Below are 21,457 nucleotides of genomic sequence, written 5' to 3'. Positions count from 1 at the left end.
TTAACGAACAGAATGAATTGGAAAACGCAAAATTCACCCTGGCGAACGCTGGTAATGTATGGTTTATTAGGTGTGATCGCCTTCATCACTCTCTTCCCTTTGTTGTGGCTCATCAGCACTGCTTTAAAATCACCTACAGAAAATATTTTTCAGTCTCCACCGCAGTTATTACCAAATCAACCAACGGTAGATAATTTTTTTAAGGTGTGGAATTCTCTGCCATTTGGGCAATATTTATACAACAGTACTTTAGTCTCTGTACTGACTGTAGGGTTAAATCTCTTATTTTGCTCCTTAGCCGCTTACCCCTTAGCAAGACTATCATTTCCGGGGAGAGACTGGATTTTTATTGCGATCGTTTCTACGATTATGATTCCCTTCCAAATCGTGATGATACCACTGTACATTTTGACTGTGCAGTTGGGCTTACGCAATACTTATCTCGGTATGATGTTTCCCAGTTTGGCTTCTGCTTTTGGTATTTTCCTTTTAAGACAAGCTTTTATGGGTGTTCCCAAAGAAATAGAAGAAGCTGCCAGGATGGATGGTAGTTCGGAGTTAGGCTTGTGGTGGCATATTATGTTACCTGCGGTAAGACCAGCATTGGTAACTCTAGCTATTTTCGTCTTTATCGGCGCTTGGAGTGACTTTCTGTGGCCGTTGATTGTGATTCAAGATGAGAATTTGTATACCTTGCCTTTGGGTGTAGCTAAACTGGCGGGGACGTTTTCCCTTGACTGGCGTTTGGTTGCGGCTGGTTCCGTAATTGCGATCGCCCCTGTACTGTTACTATTTCTTATACTACAGCGTTACATCGTAGAAACAGATATTGGTAGTGGTGTCAAAGGTTAACTAACAAGCACCGCTTTTTTTTAGCACTACCCACACGGTTTTTAATATCAGATTGAGGTCGTAAGTTATAGACCATTTACGTTGATAATCTAAATCCATCTGTACGATAGTTTCAAAATCTTTAATGTTGGAACGACCTTTAGTTTGCCATTCTCCCGTCATTCCTGGTTTAACCCGTAATCGTTCCCAGTGACGTGGTTCATAGTGAACGACTTCATCAGGTGTGGGTGGACGGGTTCCCACTAAACTCATATCCCCTATCAGAACATTCCAAAATTGGGGAAACTCATCTAAGCTGGTACGACGCAAAAATTGACCCATAGGGGTGATACGTGGGTCATTCACCGATTTAAATATGTGACCCTGAGCTTGGTTTTTTACTAAATGTTTAACTTTATCGGCGTTAACCACCATAGAACGGAATTTCCAAATGCGGAAATGTCTGCCGTTCAGACCGCAACGAATTTGAGAATAAAATATTGGCCCAGGATCATTAATAATAGTAAGTATAGCTATGGGGATTGTGATAATGGCTGTAATTATCAGCCCCACAATAGCACCGATAATATCAATTAATCTTTTTCTAACGCTAATAGTTGAATAGTGTACAGGCTGTTGTAAAAAGTCCGCATTCATTGGATGATTCACAATAGCTAATCTATTCATAGTGAAATGTTCCGGCTTAGGAGTAAAATCAGGTACGGACATGACTGTAAAGTTAAATTTTCAGTTTTTCGTCAAATAAATTATTCTATGCTAGGTGTAAATATACACAAAAATTCCCTGACATTAGAAATTTACTGCCTGGAGTTCATACAATCTTTTAATTTGACAGGTGCATTTTAAGTTTTGGTTATATTTTAATTAAGTATTCTCAGATAAATATGGCGGCGATCGCTGCGCTATAGATCAGTACTAGTCAAAACTAGCCCATGTAACTGAATAATTTTAGGTTTAGTCTCTACCTGGGAGAAATTTTTTGTCAAACTAAGATGATTTTTGATTTATGGAGTCAGGATTTATTGTAATCTTGATACGGCTTCTTTTGTTTTCTTTGCCTACTGCCAATCAATTTAGCAACCGTGGCTAACACAATAGGTTGATTTACTATTGACCAATCGTTACTACGAAGGATAAAGTGTCGGCTTTAATGTCTTGAATTTGCATTGGAACTATTTGCATCTGCAAACGTCTCGATGTCAGAAAATAGGCAAAAATATCACCTTCCCACAGCACCTTCCGGAAAATTAAAAAAACGCCGGAAAATATTGCAAATAATCTCTGTAGCTCCTCACAATTCACACGCATGAAGTCACCTTTTCTCTTACTCGGTCTCATCAGCACAATTCTTTTATCTACTCCAGCAAATGCAGCTCGTTTAGAATCATGGAAATTTGATCCAAATCGAAATCAACTGAATATCACGACAGATTCAGAAGTTAAGCCCAGAGCTTTTTTAATTAATAATCCAGACAGAATTGTCATCGACTTACCAGGAACAAGTTTCAAAGCTAATACACAACGTAAAAATTTTGGAGCCGCCGTGCGAGAAATTCGCGTTGGTAAGGTTGAGAATAATACTGCCAGAATCGTGGTGGAGTTAGCACCAGGTTATACAACTTCTCCTGACAAGTTAGTAATTAAAGGTGATTCCGCCTCACATTGGATTCTCAATTTCTCAGCTATTAAGAAGGACGTTGACCATACAGGAGCAAGTGAAGAAAAAATCTCAATTCCTGTAAGTAATAATTTAGAATTTGCGGGAGTTGTTCCTTTAAGTAGAGAAATATCACAGCTAGATTCTCAAATTAAACGATTGATGAATCGCTACAGTTCTCTCTCAGCCGGGATGTTTTTCTTAGATATGGAAACTGGCGAGTATCTAGATATCAATGGAGAAAAAACATTTGCCGCAGCCAGCACAATTAAATTTCCGATTCTCATTGCTTTGTTTGAAGAAATCGATGCTGGCAGAATTAACCCCAATGAAACTTTGGTGATGCGGCGTGACTTGATGACTGGTGGTTCGGGAACGATGCAATATAGAAAAGCAGGCAGTAGATTTAAGCTGATGGAAACTGCTAGCAAAATGATGATTATCAGCGATAATACCGCCACGAACATGATTATTGACCGATTAGGTGGTAAAAATCGCTTGAATCAAAAATTTCGCACTTGGGGACTACAAAATACAGTCATTCGTAATTTGCTAGGAGATTTTAAGGGAACTAACAAAACTAGTCCTAAAGATTTAGTAAGATTAGCTGCTTTGATTTCTAACAATAAGCTGCTAAGTGCTACCAGCAACTCACGGGTTATGGATATTATGAGTCGCTGTAAAAATAGAAGCTTGTTGCCAGTAGGCCTGGGTAAAGGTGCAGTCATCGCCCATAAAACAGGGACTCTTGGAAGAGTTTTAGGAGACGCGGGAATTATCCAAACACCCTCTGGTAAACGTTATTTGGCAGGCATCATAGTAGCCAGGCCTTTTGGTGATGCTAGAGCTAGAGCTTTCATCAATCAAGTTTCTCGCCTAGTATATGGCTATCTAGACCAACCAACATCAGCGAGAAACTTTTGATTATAGCTTCATGGGATATGAGCTAAACTATTCTGCTTTTAAGTTGCATAATCCATCGTGAAGGCTGTTGACCGTTAACAGTTAACAGTCAACAGCCCTTATTAGTAGTTATGCAATTTAGGCGCGCATTAGCTTAGTAGGGGTGTTGCTGTGCGCCCCTACTGTTATCCATTTGTTGCAAAGATGATGAAAATTGCTATAGTTGTCGTTCTTTTTCTAAAGCCTGAAGCAATTTATCTATATATATTTCCAACTCGGAATTGCGTCTTTGGGGCGATTCAATCATAGGTGGACTATCGGGAAAATTCACTACATAACCACCGAGTTGAATACCTAAAGGTTTTAAATGACCACCGACTAAATAATTTTGGAAATCTGTTGGCGGCTTTTTGAAAACATTGATAAACCAGTCACCCGTTGACTTAGCAATATTATCTGATTTGAAGCGAATCAATCCCAGAAGATTAAAGAGATTGGTAGCTTGAATTAAAGCATAAGTTTCTTGAGGACTGGGTTTAACACCCCAGCCTAATCTATCAATAATATTTGCTAAAAATTTGGGAACTGCACTATCAGTACCAGTATTGACAGGCGCTAAAAGTATAGATGTCTGTCCTTTAATGAAGATGCTTTTAAAGAAAGTTTTGTCAATATTTGGATTTTCCATCCTATCCCAGTAAGTATCTGGCTCATACCCAAGATAATATTTAATTAATTGGGTTGCTTTAGCACGTTGTTGCTGGAGATCATTCATGAGGACTTCTAGATTTTCGACGATACTTTGAATTTTGCGTTCATTTTTCGCCTGGTCTGATGGGTTTGATGTTTTGGTTACGATATCACGAATCAATTCTTCCAGTTCTTTGGGCTGTTGCGGTAATGCAGAAAAAGCCTCCAAAAGAGCAATATACTTACAGCCAATACTATGTCCTATCCAGGAAAATTTCCGATCATTTAAATAAACTTGATAATCATAATTAGCAAGCTTTGCCATTCTAATTAACTGTGGGGTAATTTCATATTCTTCCCTGATTAAAAACCCTGCTTCTACGTAATGATTAAAGGTAAAATTAAAAGGTAGAAGAATAATAGTGTAGCCGTTATCAAATAGATATTGTAATAAATAGCGATAGAATAGCATGGGGGCAAAAGTACCGAAGAAAGCCCCACCAATAAATTGAATAACACCTTTGGGTTTTGGATGTAAAGCTACCCAGCTATGCGAAACAGGTTGAAATCTCAGTTTTGCTTTCATAATTTTTTATACCTGATAAACACGACAAATTGAGACATTCTCAAGATTGAGAAGACCATGATTAAATTGAATTGTTCATAATTAGGACTTACGCACTAAAATTTTCTGTTGAGACCGGGTGTAAGGGTGTAAGGGTTTCAAACATTTATTCCCCTATACCCTTCTCCAAACCCTTGACCTTTCGTTTTCATGCGTAAGTCCTAATAAGTCCTTCTGCAAGTATGAAACTTTAGTTATCTTATGATTACTAAAGTCGCCATCAGAAGTAAAATATTTACGTCCGTTTAGTAATCGGTTCATAATGTCATACTTTAGCCTAAATAAAAATGCCAAAGTTTTGTGATTATTGTTTACAATAAATTTTTAGACATCGCTTTAATTACTAACTTTTGACATAACTAATTTACCAACAAGTCTTGATACAACAGCAGAGGTCGTTATTCCTGAAGACGACTCATGAACCTATGTAGTTAAACAAGAGGGGATGGTAAGCATAATCTATTAATTAGTTTTTACACCTCTTCGATAGGAATCAGATTTGATTATGGAAATGCTTTAAGTATCTGTAGGGTGGGCATTGCCCACCGTATCATGGTTGTGGTGGGCATTGCTCTATGTATATTTCACAAATCCAATACTAGTCCTATAGTTTGTTAACCTATCGAGTATATGTCTGTTGATTTATAAACTTAAAAAGATTGATTTTGGCTTTATTTTCTAACAGTCTTGGGATGAATGATAGCAGTACAGTAACTTTAATTCAGGTAGGTATGGGGAAATGGTGCGTTTAAAACCGTGGCAGTGGGTGATATTGGCAATGCCGATCGCCTCCATAATTATTTTCTTACTAGTATCCGCCGGGATGCAGATTCATGCTTGGGGACTAAGTTGGATTTGGGCTGTGTTTACCTTGGCATTTGTAGCTTGGCGTTGGTTGTTGGTGAAATGGACACAACCAGCCATCCGGCAAATAGAAGCTGCATTAGCCGAAGTTAAAGAAGAACTCAAATCTGCGGTGGAGGATACAACACCAATTGTTAGTAGTGATAGGACACAACAAGCAGAAGCAGCTTTGCAAGAAATTCTCACAATCGCCCAAAACGATCGCCCAATTTGGGAAGATTGGACAACATTTTGGCAAAGATGTCAAGATTTAGTGAGAGCGATCGCCCTGATTTATTATCCCCAGGTGCAGTATCCCTTACTAAATATCTACGTACCCCAAGCTTACGGATTGATTCGGGGAACAGTCGATGACTTAGATCAATGGATGCAGAAGTTATCACCAGCACTCAATCAGGTAACAATTGGGCAAGCATACCAAGCATACGAAGTGTATCGCAAACTAGAACCATCAGCGCGGAAGGTCTGGCGTGCATGGAACTGGGCGCAGTGGTTGTTAAATCCTGTGGCTGCGGCGGCTAACCGGGCAACTAAGGGAACAACTAATCAAGCAAATCAGCAATTATTGGTGAATTTGGGGCAATTACTGCGGGAAGCCGCTTTAAAAAACTTGTGTCGCCAGGCGATCGCCCTCTACAGTGGAACTACAGTAAATATCTCCACAGCTACCGTTTCTACCCCAACCTTACCAAAAACCAAAACTCAAACACTAGAAAACATTCTCGCACAAGCCCAGCCAGTCGAGAAAGTTACCCAGAAACCTGTAAATATTTTACTGGCAGGAAGAACGGGAGCAGGCAAAAGCAGTTTAATTAATACAATCTTCCAAAGTAATTTGGCAGAAGTTGATGTGTTACCCAGCACCGCCGAAATTCAAAATTACCACTGGCAAACCCAAGATGGGGAAACCTTGAATCTCTTAGACACACCAGGATACGAACAAGTTAAACGGGGCGATTTACGGGATTCCGTATTAGAATATGCCACCAAAGCCGACTTATTACTGTTAGTCACTCCTGTACTTGACCCCGCTTTACAAATGGATGTGGACTTTTTGCAAGAAATCAAAGCCACAGTTGCAGACATCCCCGCGATCGCTGTAGTTACTCAAGTAGATCGTCTGCGTCCCATCCGTGAATGGCAACCGCCTTATGATTGGGAATTGGGTAACAGACCCAAGGAAATTGCCATCCGCGAAGCTACAGAGTACCGTGCTAACTTGTTAGGAGACTTTTGTAATCTAGTCCTACCCATTGTCACAGGTGATACACAAACAGGTAGACTTGCTTGGGGAATAGAGGCTTTATCCTTGGGATTAATCCAGGCGATCGCCCCAGCCAAACAACTCAGACTCGCCCGCTTTTTGCGTAACCTAGAAGCCCGTACTGTAGCTGCTGCCAAAATCATCGACCACTACACATTACAAATGGCAACCACCCAAGGATTGACAGCATTACTCAAAAGTCCAGTGCTTCAGTTCATTTCTACCATTTCCACTGGTTCCCCAACCTTGGCTTACCTACTAGCAGAACAAATTCCCGTAGAACAGTTACCCATTGTCATTGGTAAACTGCAAATGGCTTATGATTTATTCTCACTATTAAAAACAGAAGAATCCAGCACCCTCAACTTTGACTTATTATCTCTGTGGCCGCTACTTTTAGAAAACCCCACCACACCAGACCGCAACGCCTGGGCTTTTGGTCATGCGCTAGTTGAATACTGGACTCAAAATCTCACAGTTGAACAATTACGACAGCGTTTCGACTATTATTTACAGCAGATTTGAGATTAACTAAAGAATTGTTTCAGCTTGAATTTCTCGAATAATTGTGAGAACTTCATCTTCTGATTGGATATGCCGTGCTAACACTTGAGCAGTTGATTCCAGTACACGCTCAGAAAATAATTTAGCTAAGTCTTGTCGCAAACTCTGCCCAATGTAAAATCTGAGTAGAGCTTCAACTGTCATATCTCGACTAGCTGCAACTTTTTTGAGCGCTTCTAATGTATCTGTTGGTATTTTTATTGACACTGTTTCTGCTGCACGGGCTTTTAAATGTAGTTGCAGTTCTTCATCAGGCTTGTTCATATAGTTTTCTTTCTCTGCGAGTAGCTGGACGGGCGGAGATAATACGTGTTGTTTATTCATCAATTAACCATCCACGCTGTATCCCAGACTCAATACCACCGGCCCAATCCTTTATTAAATGGTGTTGCACCTTCTTGAAAAGATGTTGTACTACCGTTGGATTAATTGAATTTTTTATGTAAGTTGACTCATACCTAAACTCTCTATCAGTATTTTTTTGCTGACGTAGTACATAAATTTGATCAACTTTATATTTTCGTAAATTTACATCATTGGTCAGTTTTATCCATTCCATAACCACAAGGTATAAACTGTTAGGATTTCTCGCTTTTAAATCCTCTGCTGCGCGTGAAGATCCCTCAAGCATGGTTTTATCTAAATATGTTTTACATTCGATTGCAACAACTGGAATATCAAAAATATGTGTCTCAATATTACCCGTGACTGTCACTTCAGAATATGTATCAGGCTCTTCCTTTAAAATTGCAAGTATTTCACCAGGAGTATTATCTTGTTCTGGAGGAGGTGCTGCTTCAAGCGATGCTTGAACAGTTGCACCAATTACGAAATCATGATCTTTTCTCTCAATTCGCGCATAAGGTCGCTTGAGCATTTCAGAATATTTTGGTGGTACGAAGAAAATATCTTTGAACGTGTGTGACTTACCAATAAGAGCGTTCTGCCCGAAATCTTGTACTAAATCTTTAAATAAATAATAAAGAAATTCTTCTAAGAGGCTATTTATAAAGTAAATCTAAAGGAGAGCTATCAGATAAAAAGGCAGCGATAAGATACTGTTTGTAGAGTGTATTTACATAGGAAACAATGAGACGAAAGTCTTATTCTACAGACCTTAATGACTCAGAATGGGCAATTTTAGCTCCTTTGATTCCACCCGCTAAATGCGGTGGGCATCCCCGAACAACTGATATGCGAGAAGTATGCAACGCTATCTACTACCATCTGAAAACAGGTTGTCAGTGGGATATGCTTCCAGGGGATTTTCCTCCTAGTTCAACTGTTTACAGCTACTATCGTAAATGGCAAAAACGAGGTATCTGGGAGCAAATGAATCATACTTTGCGCGATCAAGTTCGTCAAAAAATGGGGAAGTCAACTCAACCCACGGCGATCGCGGCAGACAGCCAGTCGGTAAAAACGACTGAAAAAAGGGGGATGTGTACGGTTTTGATGGTGGCAAGAAGGTAAAAGGACGAAAGCGGCAAACTTTGGTTGATAGTCTGGGACTTTTGTTAAAAGTGGTTGTAAGTGAAGCAAATGCTGGAGAAAGATTACTTGCCGCCTATACTTTGATGGAACTGTTAGAAGAGCGTCCAGAATTACTGGAAAAAGTTGAAGTCATCTGGGTTGATTCCGGCTATGACGGTGATAAATTTGCGCTCTCTGTTTGGCTGATGATTCAAGCTCATGTTGAGGTAATCCGGCGTACTAATCAAGAATTTCAGGTTTTGCCCAAACGGTGGGTAGTAGAAAGAACATTTGGCTGGTTAAACCAGTACCGTCGTCTCAGTAAGGATTATGAGCGTCTCCCAGAAATGAGTGAGGCTGCCATATATGCCGTTATGACTCGTATTATGCTACGTCGTCTAGTCGTCTAAAGATTTACTTTATAAATGGTCTCTAAAACACTAGAATGAAGGTTGGATCTTGAATCAAATTTTTCTGCATAATGCTGCTGATCTAAAAAATCTTTATATTTAGTGAGAAGTTCCACTCTTTGAGTAATAATTGAATCATCTTGGTCAGTAATTTCTGATTTTGGTCCAACCAGGTTCATATTTGCTTTATGCCATTTGTCATATTCAGTTCTGATTTCTCTAAGGAAAGTCCTGCTTTCAGTATCTCTGTATTTTGTACGATGATTCTCTTTTTGTTCAAGATTTGATCCATGCACTAGAGGATTTCTATCAGTTGTTGGCATAACTCTAATTTCTCTAGAAGATGATGTGCAATTACTTTAGCGAGAAGAGGGGGTACAGCATTACCGATTTGATTATATTGACAAAGAAATTTTTCATCAAATCTTTCTTCTCGATGCAATAGTTTATGAGATACGACAGTTTTTTTTCCAAAAAATCTATAGTTATCTGGAAAAGATTGGATTCTAGCTCCTTCACGGGCTGTTAAATTTCGATGTTGAAAAGGATGGACAAAATTAGCATAGAATGACGCAGCAATAGTGTGAGACGGTTTATGAGGATTTAAACGGCGATTATTCTGATCATATGATTTGTTTGATAATTCACCATTACCACTACGTCGTCTAGCTCCATGTTCTTTAGATACATCCGAACTGGATTCACCCCATTTTATATGCCGGAAACGTTCTACTAAACGGTCAGAATGTTCCATTGCAACATGATTGTAAAGCGTAGCACTACCATTTCTAGCCCAAGTCTGATAAGTATTTTGAGGTTTTAAATGATAGGGTTGCTCTTCACTTCCTTCACGCGCATTAAGTTCTGGTAAGTCTGATATTGCGTCCCACAAAGTTAGTGCAGGTATAATACTCATATCATCGAAGATCGATAATTGAGACCTATTTAAATTTAAAAATTGCAGAGAATGTGTTTTTTTAGGAATACCTAGTACTTTACCTTTTTTATTGCCAACAATAAAAATACGTTCTCTAATTTGCGGAATGCCATATTCCGCAGCATTTAAAACCCATACTTCGACAAAATAACCAAGTTCTTCAAATGTTTTCTTAATAATATCTATAACTTTAAAACCTTCTGCATTTTTCCTTGATAGCAATCCTTTTACGTTTTCCATGACAAACGCTTTAGGTTCAAGAAATTTTATCCATTGTGCAAAGTTGATGAATAAACCATTTCTAGGATCTTTAGGATCTTTTTGGGCTGGCCCAGCAATACTAAATCCCTGGCATGGAGGCCCGCCAATAATAATATCAGGTTTAAAGTTGCAGATATTCTTAACGTCATTTTCTGTACTAAAGTTACCGATATCATTTTGAATAACTGTTGAATCAGGGCGGTTGTAGCGTAGTGTATCACAAGCCCAGGTATCAATTTCAACAGATAAAGGTACAGAGAAGCCTGCCATTTCAAAACCTAAACCAAAGCCTCCTGCCCCTGCAAACAAATCAATAGCAATAGGTTGTTCTCTTTGTACCATACATTTAAAGCATTTAAGTTCTGAGAAAATTAGCTTGATACCTTTGTACTCTTTTGTCAAGGGTATCTAGTCTTTCTGTAAACTGCTGGAATGACAACTACGCAACTTAAGCAACTCACTTAATGCAGCGCACGTAAACAGTTTTTTACTTTCATTCTGCCAATATGTTAATGCTAATGGAGAAGAGTAAATTCTTGAGTGGCTGGCAGAAAGTGACAAGTATTAAATTAGCCATCGCCAACGGTAGCCCATCACACTTCTTGATGAGAAACTACAGTAAATCGATAGCCCATCACACTTCTTGATGAGAAACTACAGTAAATCGATATTCACACCCCAAAGTCTGTACATGAGGAAATAAACCAATAAGTTCTATGACTTATCAGCCTACACTAGGCGATCGCAACATCCCTACCCTTCTGGTAAACTTGCAAACACTTGCTCAACTAATTCCTTAGTCTTCACTTCCAAACGCTGCCAATCGACCTCACCTGTTTCATCAATTAAACTAGTATCAATATCAACCACCTCACTCCCAGATGTGTAATTACAGAAACACACCTGATAACACAGTTCCCACAAATCGATACTGGCACTTTGGTCTTGACGTTGCAAACATAAATGATATCCTGGGTGGGGCATTGGCAGTTTAGCCAAAGTCTCTCTGATGGCATCGGCCTGTTCTAAGGTTGCAGATTCCATTTCTTGCAATAACTGTGTCACCAAAGTTTTAGTTTCATCAGTGGTGTGGGGGGGCCAAATTAACACATCTTGGTAAGTTCCTTTCCAAGCAGATTCATCTAGCTGCTTGCGGAGATTATCAACAACGCGAATAAAAGCAGGCTGCATGAGGAGTTCGGCCTGGTGCCAGGTATCTTGGTTTGTTATTCTGGGTGGCATTGGTAATTAACAAAGGCACTAAAAGAAAAATTTACAGTCTTGTTTATTAAAAAGATTGCTTATATAGTCCAAATCTTTTATCAAGATAGCGGATTTCATGTAAAAAAAATTGGAGATATTTATTACCATCGGCAGAATCTAGGTAATAACTCTGGGGAGGGAATATGATTGGCAAGCTACTAGATCATCGATACCAAGTAATTAGAGTCCTGGCAATAGGGGGATTTGGTCAAACTTACATTGCTCAGGATACCCGACGGCCAGGCAACCCCACCTGTGTTGTCAAGCACCTCAAGCCTGCCACATCTGACCCCAGAGTATTTGAAACAGCCAAACGCCTCTTCAACAGCGAAGCCGAAACTTTAGAAAATCTGGGTCATCATGACCAAATACCCAGGTTACTGGCTTATTTTGACGAAAATCAAGAATTTTATTTAGTCCAAGAGTTTATTGACGGACATACTCTGACAGAGGAACTTATCCCTGGCAATCGTTGGAGTGAAGGCCAAGTTACTCACCTGTTGCAAGAAATTTTGTGTATCTTGGAATTTGTCCATCATCAAGGGGTGATTCACCGCGATATCAAGCCAGATAACATCATCCGTCGCACTGCTGATAATAAGTTAGTTTTAGTAGACTTTGGGGCGGTTAAACAATTGCGTACCCAACTGGTGACAGTGGGAGGACAATCATCTGCTACCGTGGCGATTGGTACTCCTGGCTATATGCCTACAGAACAAGGGCAAGGTAAACCCCGTCCTAACAGCGATATTTATGCTTTGGGGATTATAGCCATTCAAGCCTTGACGGGTATATTACCCACACAGTTACAAGAAGACCCCCAAACAGGAGAACTCATTTGGCGGCATTTAGTCAATGTAAGCGATCGCCTGGCAGTAGTCTTAAATAAAATGGTGCGCTATCACTTTAAAGATCGTTACCAAACTGCCTCAGAAGCTTTACAAGCCTTACAAAATGCTCTTAATCCTGTAGTAGCTGTATCCTCCACATCAGCAAAGTCTCTCAAGAACTCCTACTATCAATCAGCTAATCCATCATCCCCTGTCTCTCGCCAGCAAACTGTAGCCGTTGCGCCAACAAACCCAGTTGTTACCAAACCTGGACGTAAAGACTCTCACAACTCTGACCCATTACCTCTATTAATTGGGATTGTATTGGCGGGTGGCGCGGCTGCCTTAGTAGCTAACTTTTATCCCAATGTGAAAAATTTTGCTGCTAATGTTTTGAGTAATAACGCTACATCAGGAAATAAATGCTTGGCTGTAGTAGCTGGTAATTCTAATATCCGTTCTGAACCTAGTTCGATTAATACCGATACGGTTTTACAAACCATTGGTGTTAATACTAACTTTGAGGTCACAGGTAAACGGACAAAACGAGGTTGGGTAGAAATAAAATTTAACTCTAGTCGTTTGGCTTGGGCGCATTCGGATGTGATTATTAATGATCAACAGTGGACTTCTTGCCTACGGGATAAAGGTATTGCCTTGAAAACGGTTGATGATAGTACTCTGATTGCTGCTAGACCAGTACCTAAACCCCAACCGAAATTAGACTCTTTTATTAATTCAGCACCAGAACCAGAAGCTTCCCCAAACTCTCAGCCAACGGAAGCAGCACAACCTAAAGAAGACACCACTAAAGTTGTGGCACAAGCCAGGAAGAAGTACGAATCAGGGGATTTAGTCGGAGCGATCGCCATGCTAAGATCAATCCCGGCAAATGCTTCTGCCGGTATTAAAGAAACCAGTGCCATGATTAATCAGTGGCAGCAAGATTGGCAAAAAGCTGATGCCCTGTTTAATGACATCAACAAAGCCCTAGAAAACGGTCAATGGGATAAAGTTTTAGAATACAAAAATCAGCCAGAAAAATTACCGAATATTAAATATTGGCAAGATAAGTTAGAACCTGTATTTAAACAAGCCACCGAAAATGTAGCCAAACAAGCACTCCCCAAGACAGAAAATCCAGGGGAGCCAAATAATGATATGGAAGAATCACGTAATTATGAGGAAGAATCTATCAATGAAACACCCAGTTCTGAAGAACCTCCTCAAGGTGGTTATTAATTAAGGAGTAGGGAGTAGGTAGAGATAAATAATTATACCTCCTGCCCCCTGCCTTCTTATCTCATTTCGTCATACTCATGAGCTTCAACCCGTCTTGCTTCCATCCCGGCTGAGGGCAGGAATTCAGCCCTACGTACAGGAACCAATGGTGGTGTGGGGCCTTGGTATGGGTGAATAACTTGTACTGTACGGGTGGGGCGTGAACGTGGTGAGAATAAAGATAGTACGCCAGCGACAACAATACCACCGCCAATTGTCAAAGTTGCTCCACCAACAGCCCAGACCATAGGTGAATTCCACCAAGAGCTTTGGGGTTGTAACGCGGCAGATGCTACTCTTTGAGTATTTTGTTGAGCTAACTGCATCTGTTGGCTATTGTTCCAATTTTGGAATTGGAACTGGAGTTGTTGGTTTTGCGCTCTTAGTTGTTCATTGTCACTCTTTAAGCGTTCAAAATCCATTTTTAATCGTTCTAATTCCACAGTTTGCACAGGATTTGGTGCGGCTGGTTGTGGGTTAGAATATGGTGCTTGCCCATAAGGTGGGTATTGCGGCGGCATCACCTGGGGCGCTACTAAGTTAGCTGGCATTTGTGAAGCCACTCCAAAGTTAGGCTGTAGGGAATTACCTGTTCCCCTGAGCATCAAGAGAGCCGCCAGTCCAGCTACGGCGACACCGCCGATAAATGCCATACTTTCACTCATCGCCTTCACCCCTCATCTGCGATGTAAATTCCATAACGTTTGACTGACCTACTCTCACACTCATAATCTTTTAGCCTACTTAATTCACATAATACCCAAAATATTAAGCTGCTGTTTCAGCTAGTTTTTTTACAGATGAATATTCTGATGATAATATTCAAGACCATAAATGTTAAATTGTCCACAAAATAGGTGTAAAAAAACTACACTGTTATACTTTTGTAATCTACTTTATCGTAATCATCAAGATGTTTTGATGGCTGCCTTCAGACTTTGACAAAATTCCGCGATCGCACTGAGTCCTTCTGCTGGTGTTCCTGCGCTTAAACGTTGGACAAAGGCGCTCCCGACAATTGCCCCATCGGCTCCCCACTCTTTCACCTGGGTGGCTTGTTCTGGTTGAGAAATGCCGAAACCTACAGCAATGGGCTTGTCTGTGACCTGACGAATTTGTCGTAATAAATCAGATACACGGACTTCTACTTGCGATCGCACCCCTGTAACACCTGTGACACTGACCAAATAGATGAACCCTTGAGAAGAATGAGCGATCGCTTCTATTCGCTCAGATGAACTTGTAGGGGCAATCAATAGAATTAAATCAATCCCCCGTTCAGTAGCCGGTTTAAGTAGTCCTGCGGCCTCTTCTAGCGGTAAATCAGGCACTACTAAACCGGCTACACCAACCGCCGCGATTTGTTCCAGAAACTTGTCAATTCCCCGATGCAAAATGGGATTGTAGTAGGTAAATAAAATAATTGGCGCTCTTAAACTGGGAATAGTAGCTTTTAACATCTCCAGTACCCTTTCCAGCTTTGTACCATTTTGTAAAGCGCGGGTAGCGGCTGCTTGAATTACTGGTCCATCTGCCAAAGGATCTGAATAAGGGATACCCAATTCGATAAAATCAGCACCATTGCTATCTAAAATCTTTAAGGCTGCGGCTGTAGTTTCTAAATCAGGATCACCAGCAGTAATAAACGGAATTAGAGCGCACTCTTGATTCTGTTTGAGGGTTTCAAAGCGATCGGAAATGGCGGTCATTAGTCAGTGATCAGTAGTCAGTGGTCAGTAGTCAATAGTAACAAACAACTGACCACTGTAAGACTTACGCTCCACCACGAATAGGACTTACCCACCCAGGTTTTCTGTTGAGACTGGGTGTAAGGGGGTAAGGGTTTTAAACATCTACACCCCTGTATCCTTTTCTACACCCTTGTCAAAACCCTTGATTTTTCGCTTTCATGGGTAAGTTCTATACGAATTACGTTGGCGTTAGCCTAGCCGCAGGCTATTACGAATTAATCTGAGTTTGTTTCTCTTGTTCAATCTCAGCTTGAATCTTGGCTAATTCTTCAGGAGTTAATTCGTCTAGCCGTTTTTGGAAGAAAGCTTCTTCATAGTCTTCCCGTTGTTGATGGTAGGTCAAATTTTTTCCCACCGCACGCAAGACATAGGTGGCTAACCAGCCAATCAAACCAATGACTAGTAAAACTTGGCTCCAAATACCAGCTTGTTGACCATCTAAGCCGAATAGCTGGAATCCTAGATATGCCAAACCACCGACAATGAAAATGCCAATGCCAATTCCAATAGCGTCAATACGTCGCATGAGATTTATGACCTACCAATCTTGATTAAACTTCGATTTTTCGTGGACGGGGGCGCAGGTTTACAAATGGGGATAAAACCAATAACCCTGGAAAGAACAAAAACACCAGAAAATACATAAAGGTGCGCTCAATAGAGCTAACCACATACCAGCGCAGCTTTAAGTAAAACAGTAAAGCGACGGGGACAACTAATAAATAAGCTCCGGCTAAAGCCAGATATAGCAGGGGTACAATCATAAATCCTTGTCTTTGAGTGGATCAGATCAATTGGTGCATCTATTTTCCATCATAGGCTGAACTGAAAGCCTGGAGACACCATAAATATTGGGCTTTTAAATGAGTCCAGCAAAAATTCCTGATTCTTGCTGATCAAAATTATAAGATAATGCTACAATGGCAAAGCCAGTAAAGAAGTAGTGTTCTTGTCGGGCAAGATTGAAGATGCTAAGTCTAGTTAAATGCGAGGAAGCAAATGCAACTCTCAGCTAGCTACAGCTAATTTCCCAGGGGAGATAAAAATTTTTCAATCTAGTTGGACAAAATACGCATTTAATGGTGGAATATATGAGGGGGTATTTGCTGCCTCCAAAATATAACAAGCTCCCAGCACAATGGGGGGGTGTGGCGGAATGGTAGACGCTACGGACTTAAATAATTGAGCCTTAGAGAAGAAATTCTTTAAGTGGATGCTCTCAAACTCAGGGAAACCTAAATCTAGCTATAGACAAGGCAATCCTGAGCCAAGCCGAAGTAGTAATTAGTAAGTTAACAACAGATAACTTACAGCTAATCGGAAGGTGCAGAGACTCGACGGGAGCTACCCTAACGTCAAGACGAGGGTAAAGAGAGAGTCCAATTCTCAAAGCCAATAGGCAGTAGCGAAAGCTGCGGGAGAATGAAAATCCGTTGACCTTAAACGGTCGTGTGGGTTCAAGTCCCTCCACCCCCATAAAAGCAAGTTCTTGTAACTTTAACCATAAATTTGCCAGCCACGGCAAGCTTATGGTTATTCAAATATTTGTATCTATACTGCTTTACGTTTTCTACGTTTAAAGACTGGTGATAGTAATAAATATACCAAACAATTGATATCGGGGAAAATAAAGAAAAGCGATAGTTGTAGACTATCGCTTTTCTTTATTTACCTTGTCAACAAGCGCCGCCGTAGTAAATCCAGCGCTGTACAAGCACTTAAATGACGAATAAAAGAGCGATCACCTACGGTGGGGCGTAGCCCAACGCGCATTGTACCAAAATTATATTTAAAGCTGCTTACTTCATCCCCTGGCCCGGCTAACCCGATATAAACCAAACCCACAGGCTTAGTCTCTGTCCCTCCGTCTGGGCCAGCAATCCCCGTAATACTCAATCCCCAAGTTGTTGATAAGCGGGTTTTTACACCCATAGCCATTTGTTCGGCTACGGTATCGCTGACTGCACCCAATTTTTCTAAATCTTCTGAGTTCACTCCTAACAACCCCGCCTTCACCGAGTTGTCGTAAGAAATTACCCCACCCCAAAAGTAATCAGAACTACCGGAAATCTCCGTCAACATTTGTCCTAACAAACCACCAGTACAGGATTCTGCTACCGACAAGGTTTCCCCTGAACTCCGCAACAACTCACCGACGACGGAGGCCAAACTGTCATTATTGACACCATAAAAATCTAAGCCAGCAATGTCTTTAATTTGCTTCTCTACTGGTGCAATCAAAGCCTCTGCGGCTGCTTCTGAAGGAGCTTTTGCTGAAACACGTAGCCTTACTTCTCCCTTCCCGGCGTAGGGCGCTACCGTAGGGTTAGGTAAGTTTAAATAAGCTGTCACTTTTTCTGCTAATGCAGATTCCCCAATTCCCCAAAACTTGAGACTGCGACTATAAATAATCTCTTGACCCCAGCCTTGACTTTTGAGAAATGGTACTGCTGTTTCTTCCCACATCCGGTGCATTTCACTAGGTACACCAGGAAAGGTAAAAATTGTCATATTAGGACGAGGTTCCCAGATGATACCAGGGGCTGTACCCGTGGGATTCGGTAATATGTCTGCGCCTTGAGGAATCAAAGCTTGTTTGCGGTTACTTGGTGTCATCACCCGACCACGTTGAGCAAATTTTTGCGTAATATCTTCGATAATTGCCGGACTTTCTACCAAAGGCGAACCGAAAAAATCAGCAATGGTTTCACAAGTCAAGTCGTCTGGTGTAGGGCCTAGACCACCTGTAAAAATCAAAATATTAGCTCTGGAGATAGCAATTTTTATAACTTGCTTAATTCGGTCTGGGTTATCCCCAACTACTGTTTGATGGTAATGAGGAATACCCAACTGGGCTAGTTGCTGCGCTAGATATTGAGCATTTCCGTTGAGGATATCTCCTAAAAGCAGTTCAGTCCCAACACAAATAATTTCTGCACTCATGTAATTTAAGTAAAAAGGCAAAAGGCGCTAATACTACTTTATTGCTTTTACCTTTTCACTTTTGCTGAGAAACCCTCCAAGCTCGCCAAATAACGTAACTTAATAGGGATGTTGAACCACCAGCGTAAGCAATACTGCTAGGTACACCAGCCACAACTAACGCTAAACTCCCCACCCACAAAGTTAAGGAATAAATAAACAAAACCGTCCAGCGATGAGATAAACCAGCTTGTAACAATCGGTGGTGGAGATGGCGTTTATCAGCAACCCAAGGCAATTTACCCTGGCGGATGCGAGAGAGAATCACGGCTGACATATCGACAATGGGAACGGCCAGAATTAAATAAGGCAAAATAACTGCTGTAAAAGCCGGAATTTTTACCAAACCAATGACACCCACAGCAGCTAAGGTGAAGCCCATAAAATAGGAACCACCATCACCCATAAAAATTTGAGCGGGGTTGAAGTTATAGCGGAGAAATCCCAAGGCTGCGCCAGCTAAAGCTGCTGCAATTAACGCTGCTGCCGGTTGGTGCATAAACAAAGACACAAGCAGCATCACCACAGCCGCAATTCCCGATACCCCAGCCGCTAACCCATCTAAACCGTCAATCCAGTTGATGGCGTTTACCATGCCTACCAACCAGATAACGGTGATGGGCAAACTGAGAAAGTTAAGGTCAACTATTCCCATCGTGGGGATGCTAATGAAATCGATGCTGACACCGGCTTTCCATGCACCAGCAGCAACAATCACTTGTATCAACAAGCGTCCCAAGGGAGACAGGGTTAATAAATCGTCGGCTAGACCGATGAGAAAAAAGCCTAAACCACCTAAGGTAACACCCCAAATTTGCCATTCTTTTTCTGGTGAGAGATTGTTAAACCCACCTAGCCACCAAACAACCATTAAGGAAATTATTGTACCTGCGAAGATAGAAACTCCTCCCAGACGCACCATCGGACGGTCATGGATTTTGCGATCGCCAGGGCGGTCAACACGTCCACTTTTTATACCAATTTTTCTGACATCGGGCGTAGTCCAGAGAACGACTACCGCCGCCACCAAGAAGGCAATCAGATGATAAATCTGAGCAGGCATCTGTATTTTTAATGAGTAGTTTATGAAACAAAAATGTGATGAGGGAGGTTTCCTACTTATTTTTACTATATTTCAGACCCTGATCAGTGAGGAATTTGGGACTGGGGACTAATTGGGCAGAGGGGCAGGGTGCAGGGGGAAAAGGGGATAATCTTTCTCTAAATTTTTCCCCTTGCTCCCCTGCTTCTTCATCCCTACGCTAAGACTGGTACAGGAATTTCTAAGTGCGGATATAAGGGGAAGCGATCGCACAATGCGGCTACCCGACGTTTACAATCTTGAGCGACTGTGTCTGAATCTGGGTTGAGTAGGCGATCGGCGATAATGTTACCAATTTCGGTAAATTCCGCCTCTCCCATTCCCCGTGTGGTCATGGCTGGTGAACCCAAGCGCAAACCACTGGTAACAAATGGTGATTGGGGATCGAAGGGAACCGTATTTTTATTAGCGGTGATATTTACTTCACTCACTAGCTGGTCTGCTCGTTTACCCGTCATGTTCACAGACCGTAAATCTACGAGCATTAAATGGTTATCCGTACCATCAGATACCAGCTTCAATCCGCGAGTCTGGAGTTGATTGGCTAATGTACGGGCATTATCAATTACTTGGGCTGAATAGCCTTGAAATTCTGGTTTTAAGGCTTCACCAAAAGCAACTGCTTTCCCAGCAATGACGTGTTCTAAAGGGCCGCCTTGAGTTCCAGGGAAAACGGATTTATCCAATTTTTTACCGAGTTCTGCGTCACGGGTCAAAATTAAACCACCTCTGGGGCCACGGAGGGTTTTATGGGTGGTGGTTGTGACTACATCACAATAAGGTAGTGGGTTAGGATGCAGTCCAGTTGCGACTAAACCTGCAATGTGGGCAATATCAGCCAGCAAGTAAGCACCAACTTCATCGGCGATGCTGCGGAATTTTTCAAAGTCAATAATCCGGGGATAAGCAGAATAACCGCAAATCAAAAGCTTAGGACGCTCCCTCAGCGCCAGCTCACGAATTTGGTCGTAGTCTAATTGTTCTGTTTGTTGGCTCACACCGTAGTGACAAACTTGGAACCACTTCCCGGAAACATTCACCGGGGAACCGTGGGTGAGGTGTCCACCATGAGACAAATCCATCCCCATGATTTTGTCTCCTGGTTTGAGTAAAGTCAGGAAGACGGCAAAATTGGCTTGTGCGCCAGAATGGGGTTGGACGTTGGCATGATCTGCACCAAATAGCTGTTTAGCACGATCAATAGCTATTTGCTCAATTTTATCGATAAACTCACAACCACCGTAGTAGCGCTTCCCAGGCAGTCCCTCAGCGTATTTATTTGTCAATACTGAACCCTGAGCCGCCAAGACAGCCGCAGAGGTGAAGTTTTCACTGGCGATTAACTCCAAGTGGTCGCGTTGACGTTGGAGTTCTTGATTAATCAATCCGGCGATCGCTGGATCAGAATTAGTGAGAAAATCTGAATTTGTTCTAGTCACTTCAACTATACCTAATGGAAATTTGCACAACAGTTGATTTTGTTTGAGCGCAGCATATAACTGAGAGTCACCAATCAAGATTTCCATCTATTTTGGCTACTGTACACATCCGATGAATCGCATCTGTACCATTGACTTTTATTCATGCTGATTTATTTATTATTAGCTCCCAGATTGGTTAATGGGATAACCATCATTCGCCTCTCTCCGGAAATATGAACTATAAATACTCTCCATCACTCAATACATCAGTGGGATGAATACTAATGGCTTGCTTGATTCAGCTTCGTTGTCAAAAGGAATAATAAT

General features: G+C 41.3%; 19 protein-coding genes. 5 read left to right on the top strand and 14 right to left on the bottom strand.

Features of this window, described 5'->3' with window-relative positions:
- Positions 1-12 precede the first annotated feature (12 nt).
- A complete protein-coding gene (locus ACN222_RS24100; protein ID WP_010998952.1) occupies positions 13-852 on the top strand; it encodes a carbohydrate ABC transporter permease in 840 nt (279 codons plus the stop codon).
- On the opposite strand, the gene ACN222_RS24095 is transcribed toward ACN222_RS24100, so the two are convergent.
- Positions 853-1,518 (bottom strand): sugar transferase, encoded by a 666-nt coding sequence (locus tag ACN222_RS24095; protein WP_395939708.1) that lies wholly within the window; start codon positions 1,516-1,518, stop codon positions 853-855. It lies immediately after the preceding gene.
- Between the two features lie 640 nt (positions 1,519-2,158).
- On the opposite strand from ACN222_RS24095, the gene ACN222_RS24090 reads away from it, so the two are divergent.
- The gene (locus tag ACN222_RS24090; RefSeq protein WP_010998950.1) at positions 2,159-3,433 is read left to right on the top strand and encodes a serine hydrolase; all 1,275 of its coding nucleotides are present in this window, start codon (positions 2,159-2,161) and stop codon (positions 3,431-3,433) included.
- Positions 3,434-3,629: 196 nt separating this feature from the next.
- Here ACN222_RS24090 and ACN222_RS24085 read toward each other — a convergent pair whose 3' ends face one another.
- Complete coding sequence (locus ACN222_RS24085; RefSeq protein WP_010998949.1) at positions 3,630-4,688, bottom strand: DUF1350 family protein; 1,059 nt, start codon at positions 4,686-4,688, stop codon at positions 3,630-3,632.
- A 778-nt stretch (positions 4,689-5,466) separates the two neighbouring features.
- Here ACN222_RS24085 and ACN222_RS24080 point away from each other — a divergent pair.
- The gene (locus tag ACN222_RS24080; RefSeq protein WP_044522357.1) at positions 5,467-7,380 is read left to right on the top strand and encodes a GTPase family protein; all 1,914 of its coding nucleotides are present in this window, start codon (positions 5,467-5,469) and stop codon (positions 7,378-7,380) included.
- Between the two features lie 6 nt (positions 7,381-7,386).
- Here ACN222_RS24080 and ACN222_RS24075 read toward each other — a convergent pair whose 3' ends face one another.
- Both ACN222_RS24075 and ACN222_RS24070 read right to left on the bottom strand, forming a co-directional pair.
- Complete coding sequence (locus tag ACN222_RS24075; RefSeq protein ID WP_010998947.1) at positions 7,387-7,743, bottom strand: hypothetical protein; 357 nt, start codon at positions 7,741-7,743, stop codon at positions 7,387-7,389.
- Positions 7,736-8,428, bottom strand: coding sequence for a Bpu10I family restriction endonuclease (locus ACN222_RS24070; protein ID WP_231865576.1), 693 nt, complete (start codon positions 8,426-8,428; stop codon positions 7,736-7,738). Before ACN222_RS24070 ends, ACN222_RS24075 begins: the two co-directional genes overlap by 8 nt.
- A gap of 80 nt (positions 8,429-8,508) precedes the next feature.
- Between ACN222_RS24070 and ACN222_RS24065 the strand changes: the two genes are divergently transcribed.
- A protein-coding gene (locus ACN222_RS24065) for an IS5 family transposase (protein WP_096637171.1) occupies positions 8,509-9,302 on the top strand; the annotation gives its coding sequence in 2 pieces (ribosomal slippage) (positions 8,509-8,848 and positions 8,848-9,302; 795 coding nt in all).
- On the opposite strand, the gene ACN222_RS24060 is transcribed toward ACN222_RS24065, so the two are convergent.
- From ACN222_RS24060 to ACN222_RS24050, 3 genes are all read right to left on the bottom strand, one after another.
- The gene (locus tag ACN222_RS24060; protein WP_231865490.1) at positions 9,299-9,625 is read right to left on the bottom strand and encodes a hypothetical protein; all 327 of its coding nucleotides are present in this window, start codon (positions 9,623-9,625) and stop codon (positions 9,299-9,301) included. The two genes, ACN222_RS24065 and ACN222_RS24060, sit on opposite strands and share 4 nt — an antisense overlap.
- Positions 9,598-10,842 (bottom strand): DNA cytosine methyltransferase, encoded by a 1,245-nt coding sequence (locus ACN222_RS24055; RefSeq protein WP_010998945.1) that lies wholly within the window; start codon positions 10,840-10,842, stop codon positions 9,598-9,600. The genes ACN222_RS24060 and ACN222_RS24055 overlap by 28 nt, the downstream gene beginning before the upstream one ends.
- A 411-nt stretch (positions 10,843-11,253) precedes the next feature.
- Positions 11,254-11,742 (bottom strand): hypothetical protein, encoded by a 489-nt coding sequence (locus tag ACN222_RS24050; RefSeq protein WP_010998944.1) that lies wholly within the window; start codon positions 11,740-11,742, stop codon positions 11,254-11,256.
- A 164-nt stretch (positions 11,743-11,906) separates the two neighbouring features.
- On the opposite strand from ACN222_RS24050, the gene ACN222_RS24045 reads away from it, so the two are divergent.
- Positions 11,907-13,835, top strand: coding sequence for a serine/threonine protein kinase (locus ACN222_RS24045; protein ID WP_010998943.1), 1,929 nt, complete (start codon positions 11,907-11,909; stop codon positions 13,833-13,835).
- 56 nt (positions 13,836-13,891) lie between these two features.
- On the opposite strand, the gene ACN222_RS24040 is transcribed toward ACN222_RS24045, so the two are convergent.
- The 7 genes from ACN222_RS24040 to glyA all read right to left on the bottom strand — a co-directional run bounded on the left by ACN222_RS24040 (position 13,892) and on the right by glyA (position 21,148).
- The gene (locus ACN222_RS24040; protein WP_010998942.1) at positions 13,892-14,539 is read right to left on the bottom strand and encodes a hypothetical protein; all 648 of its coding nucleotides are present in this window, start codon (positions 14,537-14,539) and stop codon (positions 13,892-13,894) included.
- A 243-nt stretch (positions 14,540-14,782) separates the two neighbouring features.
- Positions 14,783-15,583 (bottom strand): tryptophan synthase subunit alpha, encoded by an 801-nt coding sequence (gene trpA, locus ACN222_RS24035; RefSeq protein ID WP_010998941.1) that lies wholly within the window; start codon positions 15,581-15,583, stop codon positions 14,783-14,785.
- A gap of 250 nt (positions 15,584-15,833) precedes the next feature.
- Complete coding sequence (locus tag ACN222_RS24030; RefSeq protein WP_010998940.1) at positions 15,834-16,151, bottom strand: DUF3007 family protein; 318 nt, start codon at positions 16,149-16,151, stop codon at positions 15,834-15,836.
- A gap of 25 nt (positions 16,152-16,176) precedes the next feature.
- On the bottom strand, positions 16,177-16,389 hold the full coding sequence (gene ndhL, locus ACN222_RS24025) for an NAD(P)H-quinone oxidoreductase subunit L (protein WP_010998939.1): 213 nt from the start codon (positions 16,387-16,389) through the stop codon (positions 16,177-16,179).
- A 904-nt stretch (positions 16,390-17,293) separates the two neighbouring features.
- Positions 17,294-18,568 carry a competence/damage-inducible protein A gene (locus ACN222_RS24020; RefSeq protein ID WP_010998938.1) on the bottom strand — a complete coding sequence of 425 codons (1,275 nt, stop codon included), beginning with the start codon at positions 18,566-18,568 and terminating at the stop codon, positions 17,294-17,296.
- A gap of 55 nt (positions 18,569-18,623) precedes the next feature.
- Complete coding sequence (locus tag ACN222_RS24015) at positions 18,624-19,670, bottom strand: glycosyltransferase family 4 protein (RefSeq protein ID WP_010998937.1); 1,047 nt, start codon at positions 19,668-19,670, stop codon at positions 18,624-18,626.
- A 194-nt stretch (positions 19,671-19,864) separates the two neighbouring features.
- Positions 19,865-21,148, bottom strand: a complete 1,284-nt coding sequence (gene glyA / locus ACN222_RS24010) for a serine hydroxymethyltransferase (protein WP_010998936.1) — start codon at positions 21,146-21,148, stop codon at positions 19,865-19,867.
- Positions 21,149-21,457 lie beyond the last annotated feature (309 nt).

This window comes from Anabaena sp. FACHB-595, assembly GCF_048568275.1.
Classification (GTDB): Bacteria; Cyanobacteriota; Cyanobacteriia; order Cyanobacteriales; family Nostocaceae; genus Trichormus.
This window is presented reverse-complemented; position numbering and strand designations above follow the sequence as displayed.